Raw genomic sequence first — 20,075 nt, forward strand, 5'->3', positions numbered from 1 at the left:
CGGTGTCTGCCGGCTGTGGCGCGACGGAGGCTTCGCCATCGGCGCCCTGCTCTGCGGCGCCCTCGCCGGCGCCTACGGCCTGACCACCGTCATCCGGGCCGTCGCCGCCCTCACCGCGGCAACCGGACTGCTCGTAGCGGTGCGGATGTACGCAACGCATCCCCACGCCTGCGCCCTCACGGGCCTGGGTACAGCTCGGACGTTGCCCACCATGTCGATCACCGCGATCAGGGTGGAGGATCATCGGGGACAGGGTCTGCAGCCGGACCCTGGCTGTCAGGATGTGCGCGGGGCTACGAGGCCGGATTCGTAGGCGAAGACGACGAGCTGAGCGCGGTCGCGGGCCCGGAGCTTGGTCATGGCCCGGTTGATGTGGGTTTTCGCGGTCATCGGGCTGATCACCATGCGGTCGGCGATCTGGTCGTTGGACAGGCCCTGCGCGACCAGGGTGACGGCCTCGCGTTCGCGGCTGGTCAGCTCTTTCACCTCCGTGCCGGTGTCGGTGGGGAGCGGCTGGGTGACGTACCGGTTGATGAGCTTGCGGGTGATCGAGGGCGCGAGCAGGGCATCGCCGCGCGCGGCGACCCGTACGGCGTGCAGGAGGTCCTCCGGAACGATGTCCTTGACGAGGAATCCGGCGGCGCCGGCGCGCAGCGCGTTGAAGACGTATTCGTCCAGGCCGTAGTTGGTCAGGATGACGACGTGCACCCCGGCCAGATCCGGGTCCGCGGCGATGCGCCGGGTGGCCTCGATGCCGTCGACGACCGGCATCTGGATGTCGATGAGCACGACGTCGGGCAGGTTTTCCCTGGCCAGGACCAGGCCCTCGCTGCCGTCGGCGGCCTCGGCCACCACCTCGATGTCGTCTTCGAGGTCGAGGAGCATGCGGAATCCGCTGCGAATGAGCGGCTGGTCGTCGACCAGCAGAACGCGGATCACGACATCTGCTCCACGGGGAGTTCGGCCTGGACGGTGAAGCCGCGCTCGCTGCGCGGTCCGGCGCGCATCCGGCCGCCGAGGGCCGTGACGCGTTCGCGCATGCCGAGCAGCCCGAGGCCGGGTGTCGGCTCGGTGTCCGGCGCGGCCTTGCCGTCGTCGTCGATGCGTATCGCGAGGGCATCGGGCCGGTAGTCGATCCGGACCGCCGCGGTGGCGGCACCGGCGTGCCGGGCGATGTTGGTGAGCGACTCCTGGACGATCCGGTAGGCGGTCCGGCCCACCGCGGCCGGCACATCGAGCCGCTGTCCTTCGATGGTCAGCGTGGCCTCCAGGCCGGCACTGCCGGCCCGCTCCACCAACTCCGGGATGTGGTCGAGCCCACGAGGCGGGGTGGTGTCGTCGTCGCGCAGCGCTTGCAGGGTCGCGCGCAGTTCGCGGGTCGCCTCGCGTCCGGCCTCCTGGATCGCCAGCAAGGAGTCGGGCACCTGCTCTCCGCGCTTGCGGGCCACGTGGACGGCGACTTCGGACTGCACCTTGATGATCGAGATCTGGTGGGTGAGCGAATCGTGCAACTCGCGCGCGATGTGCAGCCGTTCCTCGTCGGCCCGGCGCCGCGCGGTCTCCTTCCCGGGTGCGCTCGGCTTCGTCCGCCCGCCGCTTGGCCTGCCGTACCGCCTCCCCCGCGGCGAAGGCGGCGATCAGCCAGGCCAGCTCGAGGACGCCGCGGCCCTGCGCCAGCGCCTCGCCCACGGGCCTGTCGTTGACGGCCAACGCAGTGACGGGGAGAGCGACGAGCATGGCCACGGACGCCGCCGCTGTGAGGGCACGGCGCCCGGCCCGCACCGCGCCGTACACCGCGACCAGGTACGAGACGGCGAGCACGTCGAAGCCGGCCGCCTGATACCCCACCGCGCACAGCCCGGTGACGGCAAGCACGGCAAGCGGAGCCCGGCGGCGCGCGGCCAGCGCCAGGCCACCCGCCGCCAGCAGCGCGTAGCCGAGCAGATCGGGCTCCGCGCCGGGGGCCTCCTCGGACCGCCCGGTGCCCAGCAGCAGCGCCGCCACTGCGGCGGCGATCGCCCAGTCTCCGACAGCGGCCGGGACACGGATCCGCCCTTTGTCCATGCGCGCACCTTAGCCGGATGGAGCTGCGGGCGAGTCCCGCTCGTGGACGAGCGGTCGGCTACCGCATCCGTGGTATCTGCGCGGCACCGTGGCAGCCGGGTGCGGCAGCCGCGGCAGCGCAAAGTGCCTGCGTCTGCGGGACGACCGGCGGTGGGTCCTGCCGACATGCTCAGACCCTGGCCAGTTCGCAAGAAGAGAAGGAGAACTTCATGTCAGTCGGATTCGCGCTTGCCGCACCGGCGGCCGCGCATGTCTCGGCCCAGTCGGCCGCCGTCGATGCCTACACCCTGACCACCGGGCGACTCGTGGGCACCGCGGCCGCACTGGTGGCGCTGGCCGGTGTGGTCATCGGCGGGCTGGCTCTGGCCCGCATGGACGGTCGTATCGGCAACGGGAAAGGGAGGGCCGTGGTGTCCCTGGTGGCGGGGCTGACCGGCATGGTCGTCGGCGCGTTGAATCTGGCCGTCGCCGACGGTGGACCCGGCACCGGCAACGGAGTAGTCGGCGGCGCCTCGGCCCTGGTGCTGGGGCTGATCGCCGCAGTCCTCGGCCGGCTGGCTCTGACCCGCGCCAACCGCACCGCCTGACCGCCGCACCGCCTGACCGCCGCACCGCCTGACCGGTTGGCGCAGCGAATACGAGAAGATGCCGCCGAGTACGCGCTGCCGCTGCGGCCGGGAGGGCGAAGACCGAGCAGGTGCGGCGGCTGGCCCAGGGCATGGTGGAGGGCCAGCTCGGTCCCCTTACTGGTCGGCAGCGCGGAAGCGGCGCAGCCGCAGGCTGTTGCCGACGACGAAGACGGAGGAGAAGGCCATGGCCGCTCCCGCGATCATCGGGTTGAGCAGTCCGGCCGCGGCGAGCGGCAGGGCGGCGATGTTGTAGGCGAAGGCCCAGAACAGGTTGGACCGGATCGTGCCCAGGGTCTTGCGTGCGAGGCGGATCGCGTCGGCGGCGACGCGGAGGTCACCGCGGACGAGGGTCAGGTCGCCGGCCTCGATGGCGGCGTCCGTGCCGGTGCCCATAGCGAGTCCCAGGTCGGCCTGGGCGAGGGCCGCGGCGTCGTTGACGCCGTCGCCGACCATGGCGACCGAACGTCCTTCGGCCTGCAGCCGCTTGACGACGTCGACCTTGTCCTGCGGCAGGACCTCGGCGATCACATGCTCAGGCTCGATGCCCACCTCGGCGGCCACCGCCTCGGCCACGGCCTGGTTGTCGCCGGTGAGGAGGATGGGGGTCAGTCCGAGGGCCCGCAGGCGGCGGACGGCCTCGGGGCTGGTCTCCTTGATGGCGTCGGCGACTTCGAGGACCGCGCGGGCCTCGCCGTCCCAGGCGACCGTGATGGCCGTACGGCCGGCCCGCTCGGCGGCGTCCTTGGCTCGGCGCAGCCCGGCGGGCAGGGTCATGGCCCACTCCGTGAGCAGCTGCTCCCGGCCGACGAGGACGGCGTGTCCCTCGACGACGCCCTGGACACCGAGGCCGGGGACGTTGGCGAAGTCCTCCGGAACGGGCAGCGTGCCGACCCGGGCGGCGGCTCCGGCGGCGACGGCCTGGGCGATGGGGTGCTCGGAGGAGTGCTCCAGCGCGCCGGCCAGCCGCAGGACGTCCGTCTCCACCGTGCCCCCGGTCGTGTGCACGGCGAGCAGGGTCATCCGGCCGGTGGTGACCGTGCCGGTCTTGTCCAGGACGATGGTGTCGACCTTGCGCGTGCTCTCCAGCACCTCGGGACCCTTGATGAGGATGCCGAGCTGGGCGCCGCGCCCGGTGCCGTCCATCAGCGCGGTCGGGGTGGCCAGCCCGAGGGCGCACGGGCAGGCGATGATCAGGACGGCGACCGCGGCGGTGAACGCGGCGGTCAGACCGGCTCCGTTGCCGAGCCAAAACCCCAGGGTGGCGAGGGCCAGGGCGATCACGACGGGGACGAAGACGCCGGAGATCGTGTCGGCGAGCCGCTGCGCGGCGGCCTTGCCGTTCTGGGCGTCCTCCACCAGCTTCGCCATACGGGCGAGCTGGGTGTCGGCGCCGACCCGGGTGGCCTCCACCACCAGTCGTCCACCGGCGTTCAGGGTGGCACCGGTGACGCCGTCCCCGACGGTCACCTCGACCGGGACGGACTCGCCGGTGAGCATGGAGGCGTCCACTGCGGAGGAACCCCCGACGACCGTGCCGTCGGTGGCGATCTTCTCGCCGGGCCGGACGAGGAAGCGGTCGCCGACCTTCAACTCCGCGACTGGAACGAGTTCCTCGCGGTCGCCGCGGAGTACGGTGACCTCCTTGGCGCCCAGCTCCAGCAGGGCCTTGAGCGCCGCGCCGGCCTTGCGCTTGGAACGGGCTTCGAAGTACCGGCCGGCCAGGATGAAGGCGGTCACTCCGGCCGCGGCCTCCAGGTAGATGTTCCCGGCGCCGTCGCTGCGGGCGATGGTCAGCTCGAAGGGGTGCGTCATGCCGGGCATACCGGCCGTTCCGAAGAACAGCGCCCACACCGACCACAAGAACGCCGCCGACGTACCGACGGAGATCAACGTGTCCATGGTCGCGGCGCCGTGCCGGGCGTTGGTCCAGGCGGCCTTGTGGAAGGGCCAGGCGGCGTAGGTCACCACGGGCGCCGCCAGGGTCAGCGACAACCACTGCCAGTACTCGAACTGCAGCGCCGGGACCATCGCCATGGCGATCACCGGCAGTGCGAGCACCACCGCGGTGGTCAACCGCTGCCGCAGCGGCCGCAGCTCGTCGGCCTCCTCCCCGGCGGCACCGCTGCCCGGCTCCGGCTCGGTACGGACGGGCTCGGGCGCGGGCTCGCGCGCGGTGTAGCCGGTGGCCTCGACGGCGGCTATCAGGTCCACGACGGCGACGTCCTCGCGGAAGGTGACCTTGGCCTTCTCGGTGGCGTAGTTGACGGTGGCCTCGACGCCGTCCATCCGGTTGAGCTTCTTCTCGATGCGGGCGGCGCAGGAGGCGCAGGTCATGCCGCCGATGGCGAGCTCGACCTCGGCGGCACCGGGCGTGGTGGTGGTCATGTCTGCTCCTCGCAGCTCACGAACGCGGCGGGTGTGATGGTGGGAGGGCGGGAGCCGGGGCCAGGGCGGCCCCCGCCCGGTGGCGGACGGTCAGGCGTCGACGCGGCCGGCAAAGTCGTAACCGGCCTCGTCCACGGTCTGGGCGATCAGCGCGTCGAACGCCTCGTCGGGCGCGGTGGCAGTTGTCACGGTGACGAGCCCCGTGCCGATCTCGACCTCCACGGTGATGACGTCGTCCAACGCGCCCACCGCCTTGGCGACGACACCCTGGCAGTGGGCGCTGCCGACGCCGTCGACCTTGTAGCGGGTCTTGGCCTGGGCATCGGTGTGGCAGCTTCCCTCGGGCGTGCAGCAGCCGGACATCAGTTCCTCCTCGGGACGACCCCAGATACCCGGTGGGGGTATCTGGGGTCTGCATGTATACCCCCCACGGGTATGGGCGCGCAAGAAAATCCGACCCTTGATTCAATACCCCAGGGGGGTATATTGACCTGCATCGAGCCCGCCTGCGGGCAGGACAAGGAGCGACCATGAACACCGGATTGCGGATCACCGTCTTCGCCGCCGCGCTCGCCGCCACGTTCGGCACCGCCTACGGCGTGGGCAGCGGCGTCGGCGAAATCTCCCCCGAGCCTCAGCGTCCAGCACACGAGAAGCACGCGACCGCCCCGCACGGCGAACACCGCGGGGCGAGCCAGGCGCCGGCGGAGCCTCCCGGGGGACTCCAGATATCCGACAGGGGCTACACCCTCGACCTGAAGACCCCGGCCATCGCTGCGGGCAAGGGCACGAACCTGCGCTTCGCGGTCGTACAGGACGCGACCGGGCGCGCGCTCACGGCCTACCAGCAGGAGCACACGAAGGAACTGCACCTGATCATCGCCTCGCGCGACCTGACCGTCTACCGCCACCTGCACCCGGCCCGCGCCGCCGACGGCACCTGGTCCACGCCCGTGAAGCTGCCCAAGGCCGGCGCCTATCGGGTCTTCGCGGACTTCACGCCCCGCGGCGGCGAAGGACTCACCCTCGGTGCCGATCTGACGGCATCAGGCGCGTACGAGTCCGTGCCGCTCCCCGCCCCCGACACCACGGCCGAGGTCGACGGGTACGAGGTGAGTCTCCAGGGCGGCCTGACACCCGCGAAGGGCAGCGAGCTGACGCTGACCGTGACCAGGAACGGCAAGCCGGTACGTGACCTCCAGCCCTACCTCGGCGCCTACGGCCACCTGGTGGCCCTGCGCTCCGGAGACCTGGCCTACCTGCACGTACACCCAGGCGGCGAGCCCGGCGACGGTACGACCCGGCCGGGGCCGGACATCTCGTTCACCGCCACGGCGCCCAGCACCGGCACCTACCGACTGTTCCTGGACTTCAAGCACGCCGGCGAAGTCCACGCCGCCGCGTTCACCGTCCGGGCGGACGAGCCCGCCAAGCGAGCGGACGCCTCCAAAGCAGCCTCTGCTCCGCCGCCGGAGAAGCAGTCCGGACACACGCACTGAGCGGCCGGAGTCCCTCGCCTCCCCCTCCTGGCCCGCCGTCCGGTGGTCATATCCGCACGCCCCCTTGCGGTGGAGCCGTGATCGCCATGCAGCCCGCCCCCAGCACGGCCGGGGCCCGCCACCGGGGCTCAGGCCGGGTCTGCTCGGCCGATGACCTCCCGGAGCTGGTCCGCCGAAGGCAGGCGAAGGGTCGATCATGACCCAGGGCCTGGAGCTCGGTCTCGGACTGCCGCTGTGGCTGGGCTGTCTAGTAGCTGTCGTAGCCGGGCTCACCGTTCGGCCGGTAGACGCCGACGACGGTGCCGCCCTTCGTCGTCGAGACGCTGACCGGTTCCAGCGCAGTGGGGATCGCTCCGTCGGCGAACAGCCGCTTGCCGGTGCCGATGATCACCGGGTGGATGGTCAGCCGGTACTCGTCGACGAGGCCGTGCTGCATGAGGGTCTGGGCGAGTCCGCCGCTGCCGACGACATTGATGTTGCCGCCGTCGGACGCCTTCAGCTTGCGTACGGCATCGACGATGTCTCCCTCCAGCAGCGTGGAGTTCTGCCACTCGACGGACGTCAGGGTCCGAGACGCCACGTACTTGCGCATGCCGTTCATCCGGTCGGTGAACGGGTTGCCGGGATCGGCGGTTGGCCAGTACGACGCGAAGATCTCGTACGTCTTGCGGCCGAGCAGCATCGCGTCGGAGGACTCGTACCAACCGGCGATGGCCGTGCCGACCTCGTCGTCGGCCACCGGTTTCTGCCAGCCGCCGTGCTCGAAGCCGCTCTCGGCGTCCTCGTCCGGACCGCCCGGCGCCTGCATGACACCGTCCAGCGTCAGGAACGTACAAACGATGATCTTGCGCATGGTGCGCTCCCTTCGTCGACGGGTAGACCGCACAGCCGCCGTGAACTCATCGGCGGAACGTCCGCGGCCGACCTCGATCGTGTGGGGAGCGAGCTGAGGTGTGCGCGATTTCGATGACCTTCGATGACCCTGGGAGTGCCGGGGCCTGCCGCGGTGGTCAGCAAGCCGGCGCCGAGCCGAGACCCGCCCGGATCCGTCAGGCGCTCTCGGCGCCGTAGTCTTTCAAATCGCGCGCGAACAGTTCCCAGACCTGGGCGTAGCCGTGGACCAGCTCCGACATCTGGAGCTTGCAGTGGGCGGGGACGCTCTCGACGAAGCGCTGCCGGTCCTGGGCCACCCTGGAGGCGGCGTCGAGCATGCGCAGGATGTGGCGGCCCATCTCGTTGAGCCGCATCGAAGGGTCGCGGCGAAGGGCGTCGAAGACCGACCCGAGTTCCGCGGGTGACCTGGTGCTGTCGGGGCGCTGCTGGGGCGGGCGGGAGGCGGTTCCGTGCGCGGTGTCCTGGTCGGCCGGGTGCCGGCGCCGGCGCGCGGGTACGGGATCCTCGCCGCGCATCACCCTGCTGCGGACGTCCGCGACCGTGGCGGGTGAGATGCCGGCCTGCCGGGCAATGGCCCGCAGTGAGGCGGTGGGGTTCTCCTGGATCAGGCGACCGGCGAGTTCCCGGCCGTGGCTGGAATCCACTGGCCTGGAGCGGCCGTCGAGTCCGATCCTGCGGTCGGCGTGCGGGAGTGTGTCGACCACGTTCTGGCGGATCTCCGAGACCTTACGGGCGGAGAGCCCGGCCACGGCGGCCACGGCCCGGTCGGACCACTGCGGGTGGGAGGCGAAGATGCGTTCGGCGGCGGCGATGCGGTCCTCCAGGGACAGCGGACGGCCGTGCGAGACGTTGAGGGCGACCGCGAGCAGGTCGGCGTCGGTGGCGTCCCCGTCGAAGTAGCGGACCATGATGCAGGTCTGGCCGTTGGCCTGGGCGGCCCGGAGGCGGTGGACTCCGTCGACGACCCGCATGGTGGGGCGGTGGACGAGGATCGGCGGCAGCTCCGACTCGACCTCGGCGAGGGTCTGGGTGTACTCGACGTCCTCACCTCCCGTGCGGGGCGTGGAGACGACGCGCAGTTCGTCGACGTGGACGAGCTCCACCGGTGCGTCGTTGAGGCTCTTGTCGCGCAGCGCAAGCACATAGTCCGAACCGCCGGGCGCGTACGGTGTCTCAAGCTGTTCGGCAGGCACAGCGAAACTCCTGGTCGGCGAGGTCGTCGGAACGGACTGGGAGGATGGAAGTCCTACTGCCATCCTGAGTCCCGCACATCGCCGGCGACGTCCGGGGCTGGTAATTGCCAGCCCGAGTCGCTCTCGCCGTATCCGCCACCCGCATCTGCGGTTGCGGTCAGCCACACTCTCTGAACTCTCGCGTCGGCGGTGACGGCGGTGGTGTCAGCGGCCCACACGGACAAAAGGCCCAGCAATAAGGTACCGGCGGCGACACCGCCGGCGACGATCTGACGGCACATCTCTTTCCCTCTTCCCTCTGGGACTGCCTGCGACGGACATGATTGTTTCTCGCGCCTCCGCGGAAAACGAAGGGTGCGGGGAGCGGGCAAAGCGGCCTTGGCACATTCCGTCCAGGTCCTCCGTCACCAGCCGCCGCCTCCCCGATCCGCTCGGGCGTGAAGAGAGTCAGTCGTCGAGGCCGGGTCGCAGCAGGGGCACCTCCGCGGACTGCAGACGCCACAGCGCGAGGAGCGGATGGGCCAGGACGGCGCGCCCCCAGGCCCGCGCGGCGGCCGCTTCCGCCGCCGCCAGTGTCGCCGCATGGACGTAGACCCCGACGACCGCGCAGGGCCGAGCGGCGGAGTGCAGGGTGACGTGCTCGATGCGCTCCACGTCGGTGGCGGCGCCCTCGGTCATGAGGGCAGCGATACGCGGGGGCAACACGTCGCCTTCGGCATACGGGAGAAGGCGGAGATGGACGAGATACACAGCACACAACCCTTCCCCGAGGGAGGTCGAGCATCGCGCACGAAGAGCACGCAACACAATCACTTCGGTGTTCCTTGAGACGTCACCAGCAGATCGGACTGCGGGCCCTCGTACATCAATGCTCGAGGCGGTGAGCTGTTGACAGCAACGATCGGTGGCTTTGCGTGATCGCATCGTGCGGTTCGGCCGTTCTGGAAGTGGAACAGGGACAGGGCCGCTGCGACGACGCCGATGCGCCATGGGTCGACGCTGACGCGGCGCAGGGCCTCCAAGCGGGTCTTCAGGTCGGCGGCGGCCTAGATGCGGGTACCGTCGAACCAGCGCAGGACCGGCACGGCCTGGCGGAAGGGAACGAGCAGGCGGGTCTTCTGCGCCGGCGGCGCTCACCGGTCGGCGTGGCGGACCAGTTCCCGCCAGGAGCTGCACGCCTGTCCGGAGGCGGGCTCCCGCCGCAACGGCAGGCTCCCTTCAAGCCGCGTCATGGCCTTCTGCTGTCAGCATCTCGGTGGCACAAAGTTGATGATGGAACTCGACCCCTCGGTTAGGCTTGCGAACAACTGATTCGAACTCGCGTACGCGCCGGGAAACACCCGGTTGCGCCCGCCTTGGAATCAACGGGGGCTTCATGCTGATCGATCTCGGGCTCGACGCGGTCGCGGAAATCGTCTACCGGGAGATGCTGGCCCATCCTGGAGACTCTCTTGCCGAACTGGTCAGCCGACTGGGAATGCCGGAGGAGGAGCTGCGGGACGCGTTGAACAGACTCAGCGAGCTCACCCTGATCCGCCCGTCTCCGGAGGACCCCGACCACGTGCACGCGGTCAGCCCGCGCCTCGGCATCGAGATCCTCCTCGCCCGCCAGCAGGCCGAGCTGGCGGCACAGCAGCAGCGCGTCGAGGCGAGCCGCGCGGCGGCCGCGCGGCTCCTCTCCGAGTTCGCGCACAGACAACCCTCCCATTCCGACGCTTCAGTCCATTACGTCGAGGGCTTGGACTCCATACGCGATTACCTCGCCTACCTGAACGACCAGGTCGAGGAAGAATTCCTGACTTTCGCTCCCGGAGGCGCTCAGACACCGGCCAACATGCGGGCTTCACGACCACTCAACAAGCGGCTGCTGGAGCGCGGTGTCCATATGCGCACGATATATCTTGACAGCATCCTCGCCGACCAGGCCACTGCGTCGCACGCGGAGTGGCTCATATCCCACGGTGCGCTTGTCAGGACGGCGCCTTCGCTTCCGAACCGGATGATCATTTGCGACCGGCGGACGGCCATCATCGCCGCCGACAGCAACCACACCGAAGTCGGTGCCATCGTCGTCACCTCGCCTGGGCTCATCTCTTCCCTTTGCGCCCTGTTCGAGAGCGAGTGGCGCAGTGCCCGCCCGCTGAGCGAACCCCGTGCGAAGCAGCCCGGTGAGCTGACTCCACAGCAGGTGACGGCGCTTCATCTGCTGGCGGAGGGAGCCACGGACGAGGCGATCGCCAGAAAGCTCGGGGTCTCGCCGCGTACAGCGCGACGCATCTCGACCGGGCTGCTCAACCATCTCAACGCGCGCAGCCGCTTCCAGGCCGGAGTCCACGCCGTACAGGAAGGCTACCTGCCGGCGACTGCGGAATGACCGGTACGCAGGCGATCAACCACCCTACGGACGACGGATGTTGGCGCAGCGGCCGCGACGCGCTCGCCGCCCACGGCTTCCGGCCCCCGACCCATTCTGGCCGAAATACGACCCGGTGGGGGCCCTGCTCGACCGCCCCTCGCCTCGGTGGAACACGGCCGGGCACGCTCTCAGCCCTCCGCTTGCGGCAGCCCGATTCCTGAACTTCCACTCCGTAACCCCCGTGGAAAATGGACACGTGCGCGTTCCCGAATACTGGCGGTAGTTTCCGCAATGGCCTGGTGACGGACCTTCGGAGGAAATACCCATGCCCGATTGCAGGAACGCATTCGTCGTCGGCACCACCCTGCCGGGACTCGGCCGGGCCGATATCGACCGCGCCGAGCCGCGGCTGGCCGGGAAGGTCGTGCGCACCCCGGTCATACGGTCCGACCAACTGGACGCCCTGTGCGGCGCACGTCTGTGGCTGAAGGCCGAGAACCTGCAGCGCGGCGGCTCGTTCAAGGTGCGTGGGGCGCTTCTCGCCGTCGAGGAGCTGGCCGTAGCGGGCAGCTGCGGGGTGGTCGCCCAGAGCACCGGCAACCACGCGATCGCTGTAGCGCTCGCGGCCCGTGCGCGCGGCCTGCCCACGCTGATCGTGCTGCCATCCGACGCGCCGCCCGCCAAGGTCCGCCGGATTCGGGAGGCCCGCGCCCAGGTCGTGTTCGCCGGTACGACACTCGCCGAGCGGGTGTCCGCCGTCGGGGAGCTCCAGGAGCTGCACGGATACGACGTCGTCGACCCCTACGAGAACCCGCATGTGATCGCGGGTCAGGGCACCGCCACGGCCGAACTGCTCGCCCAGGCCGCGGCGGAGGGCGTCCGCCTCGACACCGTCGTCGTCCCCATCGGCGGAGGCAGCGCGCTCGCGGGTGCCTGCCTGGCCGCCGCCGGGCACGGGGCCGCCGTGGTCGGCGCGGAGCCGGCGGCCGTGCCCGCCTTCACCGCGGCCCTGCGTGCGGGTGAGCCGGTGACGGTCAGCGCGCGCCACACCATCGCCGACGGGCTGCGCCCCGACCGGATCGGTACCCTGCCCTTCTCCATTGCGGCACGCGACGCGGCCCGCGTGCTGACCGCCTCGGAGGAGGCCATCGCCGACGCGCTGCGGGCGGCGCTGCTGCGGAGCCGGCTGCTGGTCGAGCCGGCGGCCGCGACCGCGCTGGCCGGGGCGCTGGAGTACGCGGCCGGGCCTGGGCGCGGCACCGACATAGGCGTCCTGCTCTCCGGTGGCAACGTCGAACCGGGCCTGGTGGCGAGACTGCTGGCCGAGTCGGAGCATGCCCCGCACCCCCTGGCGGGTTGACGGCCCGCTTCCGGCGCACGGATTCCCCCGGACACACCTCGGCCTGAAGACGGTGCGCACCGTCTTCAGGCCGAGGTGTGTCTCCCGTACCGCCGGCCTACTGCCCGGCCATGGCCTCTATGAGGCTCTTCGGGCGCATGTCGGTCCAGGACTTCTCGATGTAGGCGAGGCAGTCCTCGCGGCTCGCCTCGCCGTATACGGAAGTCCAACCTGCGGGCACCTCGACGAAGGTGGGCCACAGGGAGTGCTGTCCCTCGTCGTTGACGAGGACCAGGTAGTTGGCATCGGGGTCGTCGAACGGATTCGTCACCGCATTGTCCTTTCTCAGGTGAGCGTCTCTGATCACGCCGGTGACCACACCAATGGGCCGGGTGCAGGAATTCCACACGTACGCGATCCACAATTCAAGGGTGTTCAACCGTCACCGCGCGCCAGTTGAACACTCGCAACGACGGAATGAGAATCTGCGCTTTTCTTGTCAGGCCAAATGCTGGATGTCCGCCTCCGGCGCCTCCTCGGCGAACTGTGTCCGGTAGAGCGACGCGTACGTGCCGCCCTGCGCCAGCAGTTCCTCGTGTGTGCCGCGTTCGCGGATGCGCCCCGCCTCGACCACCAGGATCTGGTCGGCCTCCCTGATGGTGGACAGCCGGTGGGCGATCACCAAGGACGTACGGCCCGCCAGCGCGCTCTTGAGGGCCCGCTGGATCGAGGCTTCCGAACGCGAGTCCAGATGCGCGGTGGCCTCGTCCAGGACCACGATCGGGGGAGATTTCAGGAGCAGTCGCACCAAGGCGATCCGCTGCTTCTCGCCGCCGGAGAGCCGGTAGCCGCGGTCACCGACGACCGTGTCGAGACCGTTGGGCAGGGCGGAGATGGAGTCCCAGATCAGCGCCGCCTCACACGCTTGGACGAGTTCCCCCTCGGTGGCTTCGGGACATGCGTACAGCAGGTTGGCGCGGATCGTGTCGTGGAACATGTGCGTGTCCTGGCTGACCACGCCCACCGTGTCGCTCAGGGACTGCAGTGTCACGTCCCGTACATCGTGGCCGCCGACCCGGACGGATCCGGAGGTCGCGTCGTACAGCCGGGGCACCAACTGGGTGATGGTGGTCTTGCCGGCGCCGGACGGGCCGACGAGTGCCGTCAGCTTTCCGGCGGGGGCGACGAAGCTCAGCTCCTTGAGGACCCAGGCACCGTCCCCCCGGTCCTTCTCCCGCAGGGCGATCGGCTCCAGCGAGGCGAGTGAGACCTCGTCGGCGGGCGGGTAGCGGAACGACACGTGGTCGAACTCGACGTCCAGGGCTCCCGCCTCGGCATCCGCGCCGGAACCCGTACGCGAGCGGGGCAGCTGACGCGCATCGGGCTTCTCGTCCACGATCGGCTTGAGGTCGAGGACCTCGAAGACCCGGTCGAAGCTGACGAGTACCGTCAGCACCTGAATCTGCAGCCCGGCGAGCTGGTTGATCGGACCGTACATCCGGAACAGCAGCGTCACCATGGCGACGAGCGTGCCGATCCGCAGCTCCCCGCCGATCACCATGCTCCCGCCGAAGCCGTACACGACCGCCGTCGTCATGGAGGTGAGTACCGTGACGACGATGAAGAACATCCGTCCGTGCACGACGCTGAGCACGGTGACGTCCCGGACCCGGCCCGCCCTCTGCTGGAAGAGCGCGGACTCCGCGGCCGGACGGCCGTACAGTTTGACGAGCTCCGCCCCCGAGACGTTGAAGCGCTCGTTCATCATCGAGCCCATCTCACCGTCGAGGTTCATCCGCTCCCTGGTGATTCGCTGGAGCTTGCGCCCGATGATCCGGGCCGGGAAGAGGAACAGCGGCACCATCGCCAGGGCGACGAGGGTGATTTCCCACGACAGGTAGATCATCGTGCCGACGACGATGACCAGGGTCAGCAACGCCGAGACGGCCTGCGTCAGCAGCGAGGTGATCGCCTGCCGGGTGCCGGCGATGTCGGTGTTCAGCCGACTGACCAGCGCTCCCGTCTGCACCCGCGAGAAGAAGGCGAGCGGTTGCCGCTGTATGTTCTCGAAGACCTCGGTCCGCAGGTCGTAGACCAGTCCCTCGCCGATCCTCCCCGAACAGCGGGCCTCGATGTAGAGGACGAACGACTCCATGAGGGCGAGCAGGACGATGCCGAGGGCCAGCAGCACGACGACGTCGTGCTTCTTCGGCACGATGCCGTCGTCGATCATGAATTTGAGCATCAGTGGGCTCGCCGCGGTGATCGCTCCGCAGGCCAGGCTCGCCAGGATGAGCAGCGCCAATGGCCCGCGGTAGCGCACGGCGTAGGGGAGAATGCGCCGCAGTGTTCCCGGCTTGACTCTCTGACGGCTTGTGCCGCCTTCGGCGAACTTGTTTCCCGAGGTGATGCTCGGACCACCTATCAGGGCCATTGCAGATACTCCTCAACCTGTGGATGGAACAGACCGTTCAGCCCGATAGGTGTGTGGACCGGCTCGTTTCCGCCGGGCACGGCTGCCGCCGACCGGTGTCGCCACCGGCCGGCGCCCCTGCCGCGCTGTCAGTCCCGCGGGGCCAGCCAGGCCGCCACCGCGGTCCACACCTCGGCAAGCGTCTCGGGCTTGGCCATGTCGTAGTGGGTGCACGGAAGACCGGTCTCGGAGATCTCACCCGTGATGTAGGGCCGCCAGAGCCGGCCGGTGGGCGCGCCCTCCGCCTTGCTCTGCTCGGCCACGATCAGCAGGGCGTCTCCGTCGAAGCACCCCTGCTCGTGAGCGGCCCGGATCGTCCGGTGGTTCTGGAGGATCCGGGCGAACGTCCGGTACTCCTCGTCGGTGGCCGCGCCGAGGGCGTTGCCCGCTTCCCGGCGTACGACCTCGATCAGCCGGTCGACCTTGGCGTCCACGTCGATCTCGGCCTCGTCGGCGTGGTCGGTGACTCCGCCGTCCGAGCCGTCCTCGCGCTGCCACGGGTACTGGTCGAGGATGACCAGCGCCGAGACCTCCTCGCCCGCCGCCTGCAGCTGGACGGCCATCTCGTGGGCGACCGCCCCTCCGTAGGACCAGCCGAGCAAGCGGTAGGGGCCACTGTGCTGCACGGAGCGGATCCGCTCGATGTAGTCGGCCGCCATCTCCGGTATGGAGCGGGCCAGTTCGGACGTGCCGTCCAGGCCCCGGGACTGCAGCCCGTACAGCGGGATCTCCGCCGGGATGTGCCGGGCCATCGGCATGTAGCACCAGCTCAGGCCGCCCGCGGGGTGGATGAGGAAGAACGGCGGCTCGCTGCCCTGCTCCCGGATCGGCAGCAGCACGTCGAGCGCGTCACGGATCGACGCCAGGCTCATCCGCTTCATCAGCTCGGAGACGCTCGAGGCCGCGAACAGGTCGCGTACCGCGATCGACACCCCGCGCTCACCCAGCGCCTCCACCAGCCGCACCACGAGCAGCGAATGCCCACCGAGCGCGAAGAAGTCGTCCTCGACGCCGACGCTCGCCAGCCCGAGGACCTCGGCGAACGCCTCGCACATGGTCTCCTCGAACGAGGTGACGGCCCAGTTCGCGGCCTCGTCCTGCCCCGTGCCGTCCGGCTCTGGCAGGGCCTTGCGGTCCAGCTTCCCGTTCGGCATCAGCGGCAGCCGGTCGATGACGACCACCGCCGACGGCACCATGTAGCCGGGCAGCCGGTCCTGCGCGAGGGCCCGGACCTCCTGGCCGATCCGGTCGTGGGCGGTGTCCGTCTCCTCCGCCCCCTCGGCGGCCGTGCGGTTCGGCACCACGTACGCCACCAGACGCTGGTCCCCAGGGGTGTCCTCGCGCACGAGGGCGACGGCCTGGCCGACCGAGGGGTGCCCGGCGAGGGCCGCCTCGATCTCCCCCAGCTCGACCCGGAAGCCCCGGATCTTGACCTGGTCGTCGGAGCGACCGACGTACAGCAGGTCGCCGTCGGCGGTCCACCGCACCACGTCGCCCGTGCGGTACATCCGCTCGCCGGCGCCGCCGAACGGGCTGGCCACGAAGCGGCCGGCCGTCAGTTCCGGGCGGCCCAGATATCCGCGTGCCACGCTCTTGCCGCCGATGTACAGCTCTCCCGCCACGCCCGGCGGCACCGGGGCGAGGGCCTTGTCGAGCACATACACCTGGGTGTTGCCGATCGGCCCGCCGATCGACGCCGCGTCGGCGCCCTCCCCCGCCAGCTCCTTGGCGGTCGACCATACGGTGGTCTCGGTCGGACCGTAGAGGTTGGTCAGGGTGGGTGTCCTGGCCAGGAGCGTACGGGCCAGGTCGCTCGGCAGCGCCTCCGCGCCGATCATGGCGCGCACCCCCGTCCAGTCGACCGGGTCGTCGGCGTCGGCGATCAGGCCGCGCCACAGACTCGGCGTCGCATGGACGATGTTGGCTCCGGTGGTACGAATCAGGGAACGCAGCGCCCACGGGTCGAGCACCTGCTCCTGCGAGGCGAGCACCATCCGCGCACCGTTCAGGAACGGCAGATAGAACTCGAAGCCCGCCATGTCGCAGCCGTGTGTGCTGACCGCCAGGAGCCGGTCGTCCGCACCGAGCGCGAACCGGTCCTGCATCGCGGTCAGGAAGTTGACGATCGCCCGGTGCTCCACGAGAACCCCCTTGGGCCGCCCGGTGGACCCCGAGGTGTAGATGACCCACATCGGGTGCTCGGGCCGCAGCGCCGCCGAGCGCTCGCCGTCGGCCAGCGGGCCGTCCGCGAGTCCCGCGAGCGCCTCGGCCACCGCCGCGCCGTCCAGCAGGAGCACGGGCACCTTCGGACGGTGCTCGGGCGCCGCCGGACGTGCGTCCAGCTCCTCACTGGTGAGCACGCACACCGCTCCGGAGTCGCCGATGACGTACGCGATCCGGTCGGCCGGGTAGGCCGGGTCGACCGGCAGGTACGCCGCACCCGCCTTGACCACGCCGAGCAGCGCCACCACCAGGTCGACGGTGCGCTCGAAGACCGCCGCGACGACCGACTCCGGCCCGATGTCCCGGCCGGCCAGGTACCGCGCCAGCCGGTTGGCCCGCGCGTCCAGCTCGGCGTAGGTCAGCTCCACATCACCGTGGACCAGCGCGACGGCGTCGGGTGTGCGGGCCACCTGCGCCTCGAACAGCTCGACAATCGTCGCGTCCGGGACCTCAGCCTCGGTCGCGTTCCACTCGGTGAGGATCCGCAGCCGCTCCTCCCCGCCGAGGACGTCCACCTCGCCGAGGCGGACCCCCGGGTCGGCGGCGAGCGCCGTCAGGCACCGGGTCAGGCGCTCGGCGATCCGCTCGACCGACTCCGGATCGAACAGATCGGCCGCCGCGACCACCGAGCCGCGCATTCCCGCCGGCGCTCCCTCGGCGTCGTGCAGCTCGGCCACGGTGACGTCCAGGTCGAACTTCACGACCGCCTCGGAAGCGACCGGGGAGCCGGACGCCGACCGGGCCGCCGGAGCCCCGCGCCGCGCATCGACGCCCTCCAGGTCCAGCACCGCCTGCTCGTTGTTCTGCAGGAGCAGCATCACCTGGAACAGCGGGTGACGGGCCATCGAGCGGGCCGGGGCCAGCTCCTCCACCAGCCGCTCGAAGGGCACGTCCGGGTGGGCGAACGCGCCGAGCCCGGCTTCCCGTACCCGCCCCAGGACCTCGCGGAAGGTCGGGTCCTGCGACAGGTCGGTGCGCAGGACGAAGGTGTTGACGAAATAGCCGACCAGGTCGTCGAGGGCCTCGTCGGTGCGGCCCGCGATGGCCGAGCCGATCGGGATGTCGGTGCCCGCGCCGATCCGCGAGAGCAGCACGGCCAGGGCGCCGTGCAGCACCATGAACATCGTCACGCCCTCGGCGCGTGCCAGCTCCGCCAGCCTGGCGTGGACGTCCGCCGGGATGTCCAGCTGCACCCGGTGGCCCCGGTGGGAGGCGACCGCCGGACGCGTCCGGTCGAACGGCAGCTCCAGCTCTTCCGGCAGCCCCGCCAGCCTCTCGCGCCAGTAGGTGACCTGCCGGGAGATCAGGCTCTGCGGGTCCTGGATGTCGCCGAGCACCTCGCGCTGCCACAGGGCGTAGTCCGCGTACTGCACCGGCAGCGGCTGCCACGCCGGGGCGCGGCCCGCGCCGCGGGCCTCGTAGGCCACGGACAGGTCTCGGGCCAGCGGCGCCCACGACCAGCCGTCGCCGGCGATGTGGTGGACCACGACCACGAGGACGTGCTCCTCGGGTCCGGACCTGAACAGCCATGCGCGGATGGGGGCTTCGACGGAGAGGTCGAACGCGTACGCCTTCGTTGCGGCCACCGCGTCGGCCAGTCCCTCCGGCTCGACGTCGGCGACGGTCAGCTCCCAGTCCAGGTCGCTGGTGGCGACGATCCGCTGGTACGGTTCACCGTCCGCGACTGCGAAGACGGTCCGCAGGACCTCGTGGCGCGCGAGCAGGTCGCGGAAGGCCGCGCCCATCGCGTCGGCGTCCACCGCTCCGGCCAGCCGGGCGACCACCGGAATGTTGTAGGTGGGGCTCGGCCCGTCCATCTGGTTGATGAACCACAGCCGTCGCTGGCCGTACGAGAGCGGGATCCGCTCGGGGCGTTCCCCGGCCGTCAGCGCGGCCCGTGCCGTACGGGCACCCGCCAGCCGGTCCGCCAGGCCCGCCACCGTCGGCGCCTCGAACAGCGCCCGGATCTCCACCTCGACACCGAGAACCGAACGGATCCGGCTGACCAGCCGCACCGCCAGCAACGAGTGACCGCCCAGCTCGAAGAAGTCGTCGTCGACACCAACCTCGGGCAGGCCCAGGACCTCGGCGAAGGCCAGGCACAGGATCTCCTCCTGCAACGTGCCCGCCCGACGCCCACCCGACGCCAGCGAAGAGGAGTAGTCCGGCGCCGGCAGCGCCCTGCGGTCCAGCTTGCCGTTCCCGGTCAGCGGCAGCACGTCCAGGACCACGACCGCCGACGGAACCATGTGCTCCGGCAGCCGCTGCCCCGCGAACTCCCGCAGCACGCCCGGCAGTGCGTCGTGCGCCCCTTCGACATCCGACGGCACCACATAGGCGACGAGCCTCCGGTCACCCGGGATGTCCTCCCGGGCGACCACCGCCGCCTGGTCCACCAGCGGGTGGCCGGTCAGCACGCCCTGGACCTCGCCCGGCTCGATCCGGAAGCCACGGATCTTGACCTGGTCGTCGGCGCGGCCCAGGAACACCACCTGACCGTCCGCCGTCCACTTCGCCCGGTCACCGGTGCGGTACATCCGCTCACCCGACTCGAACGGACTCGCCACGAACCGCTCGGCGGTCAGGCCCGCGCGCCCCACGTAGCCGCGCGCCAGCCCGGCACCGGACACATACAAATCGGCGACCACCCCCACCGGCACCGGTTGCAGGTACGCGTCGAGAAGATAGAAACGGGTGTTGGCGATCGGCGAACCGATCGGCACCACAGCGCCGGCGATCCGCTCGGCGGTGAGCCGGGTCGTCGCCACGCCGATCGTGGTCTCCGTCGGCCCGTAGTGGTTGTGCACCTCCCGCTCACCGGCTGCCGCGATCAGCTCCGCGACCAGCGCGGGCGACGCGGCCTCCCCACCAAGGACGAGGGAGCGCCCCGGCAGGACGCCTTCCACGCCGACGGCGGCCGACAGAGCGGCCAGGTGCGAGGGCACGGCCTTGACGTGGTCGATCCGGTGCTCGGCCAGATACGCCGCCACCGCCTGCGGATCGGTGACCGCACCCTCCTC

General features: G+C 70.6%; 13 protein-coding genes and 2 pseudogenes. 4 read left to right on the forward strand and 11 right to left on the reverse strand.

Features of this window, described 5'->3' with window-relative positions; genetic code table 11:
- Positions 1–276: 276 nt before the first annotated feature.
- A complete protein-coding gene (locus ABZ576_RS10355) occupies positions 277–939 on the reverse strand; it encodes a response regulator transcription factor (RefSeq protein ID WP_360738344.1) in 663 nt (220 codons plus the stop codon).
- Positions 936–2,064 (reverse strand): annotated as a pseudogene (locus tag ABZ576_RS10360) (histidine kinase). Before ABZ576_RS10360 ends, ABZ576_RS10355 begins: the two are co-directional and overlap by 4 nt.
- A 209-nt stretch (positions 2,065–2,273) precedes the next feature.
- On the opposite strand from ABZ576_RS10360, the gene ABZ576_RS10365 reads away from it, so the two are divergent.
- Complete coding sequence (locus ABZ576_RS10365; RefSeq protein WP_360738346.1) at positions 2,274–2,651, forward strand: DUF6223 family protein; 378 nt, start codon at positions 2,274–2,276, stop codon at positions 2,649–2,651.
- Positions 2,652–2,807: 156 nt separating this feature from the next.
- Here the strand turns inward: ABZ576_RS10365 and ABZ576_RS10370 are convergent, their stop codons facing one another.
- Positions 2,808–5,078 (reverse strand): heavy metal translocating P-type ATPase, encoded by a 2,271-nt coding sequence (locus ABZ576_RS10370; protein ID WP_360738348.1) that lies wholly within the window; start codon positions 5,076–5,078, stop codon positions 2,808–2,810.
- Between the two features lie 90 nt (positions 5,079–5,168).
- Positions 5,169–5,441, reverse strand: a complete 273-nt coding sequence (locus ABZ576_RS10375) for a heavy-metal-associated domain-containing protein (RefSeq protein ID WP_360738350.1) — start codon at positions 5,439–5,441, stop codon at positions 5,169–5,171.
- A 167-nt stretch (positions 5,442–5,608) separates the two neighbouring features.
- On the opposite strand from ABZ576_RS10375, the gene ABZ576_RS10380 reads away from it, so the two are divergent.
- Entirely contained in the window at positions 5,609–6,577 is a 969-nt protein-coding gene (locus ABZ576_RS10380; protein WP_360738352.1) for a hypothetical protein, read from the forward strand.
- A gap of 247 nt (positions 6,578–6,824) precedes the next feature.
- Here ABZ576_RS10380 and ABZ576_RS10385 read toward each other — a convergent pair whose 3' ends face one another.
- The 4 genes and pseudogenes from ABZ576_RS10385 to ABZ576_RS10400 all read right to left on the reverse strand — a co-directional run.
- Entirely contained in the window at positions 6,825–7,430 is a 606-nt protein-coding gene (locus tag ABZ576_RS10385) for a dihydrofolate reductase family protein (RefSeq protein ID WP_360738354.1), read from the reverse strand.
- Between the two features lie 196 nt (positions 7,431–7,626).
- Positions 7,627–8,664, reverse strand: a complete 1,038-nt coding sequence (locus ABZ576_RS10390) for a transcriptional regulator (protein WP_360738357.1) — start codon at positions 8,662–8,664, stop codon at positions 7,627–7,629.
- Between the two features lie 447 nt (positions 8,665–9,111).
- Positions 9,112–9,342 carry a hypothetical protein gene (locus ABZ576_RS10395; protein ID WP_360738360.1) on the reverse strand — a complete coding sequence of 77 codons (231 nt, stop codon included), beginning with the start codon at positions 9,340–9,342 and terminating at the stop codon, positions 9,112–9,114.
- Between the two features lie 251 nt (positions 9,343–9,593).
- Positions 9,594–9,698, reverse strand: a pseudogene (locus ABZ576_RS10400) (IS5/IS1182 family transposase); the annotation flags it as partial.
- A gap of 341 nt (positions 9,699–10,039) precedes the next feature.
- On the opposite strand from ABZ576_RS10400, the gene ABZ576_RS10405 reads away from it, so the two are divergent.
- Both ABZ576_RS10405 and ABZ576_RS10410 read left to right on the forward strand, forming a co-directional pair.
- Positions 10,040–11,038 (forward strand): LuxR C-terminal-related transcriptional regulator, encoded by a 999-nt coding sequence (locus ABZ576_RS10405; RefSeq protein ID WP_360738362.1) that lies wholly within the window; start codon positions 10,040–10,042, stop codon positions 11,036–11,038.
- A 307-nt stretch (positions 11,039–11,345) separates the two neighbouring features.
- The gene (locus tag ABZ576_RS10410; protein ID WP_360738364.1) at positions 11,346–12,380 is read left to right on the forward strand and encodes a pyridoxal-phosphate dependent enzyme; all 1,035 of its coding nucleotides are present in this window, start codon (positions 11,346–11,348) and stop codon (positions 12,378–12,380) included.
- Positions 12,381–12,477: 97 nt separating this feature from the next.
- Here ABZ576_RS10410 and ABZ576_RS10415 read toward each other — a convergent pair whose 3' ends face one another.
- The 3 genes from ABZ576_RS10415 to ABZ576_RS10425 all read right to left on the reverse strand — a co-directional run.
- Positions 12,478–12,690, reverse strand: coding sequence for an MbtH family protein (locus tag ABZ576_RS10415; RefSeq protein ID WP_360738367.1), 213 nt, complete (start codon positions 12,688–12,690; stop codon positions 12,478–12,480).
- Positions 12,691–12,858: 168 nt separating this feature from the next.
- Entirely contained in the window at positions 12,859–14,664 is a 1,806-nt protein-coding gene (locus tag ABZ576_RS10420) for an ABC transporter ATP-binding protein (RefSeq protein ID WP_360738370.1), read from the reverse strand.
- Positions 14,665–14,921: 257 nt separating this feature from the next.
- Positions 14,922–20,075, reverse strand: a 5,154-nt coding sequence (locus ABZ576_RS10425; protein WP_360738372.1) for an amino acid adenylation domain-containing protein, incomplete at its 5' end; no start/stop codon positions are given.

The organism is Streptomyces sp. NPDC013455 (genome assembly GCF_040632975.1).
GTDB lineage: Bacteria > Actinomycetota > Actinomycetes > Streptomycetales > Streptomycetaceae > Streptomyces.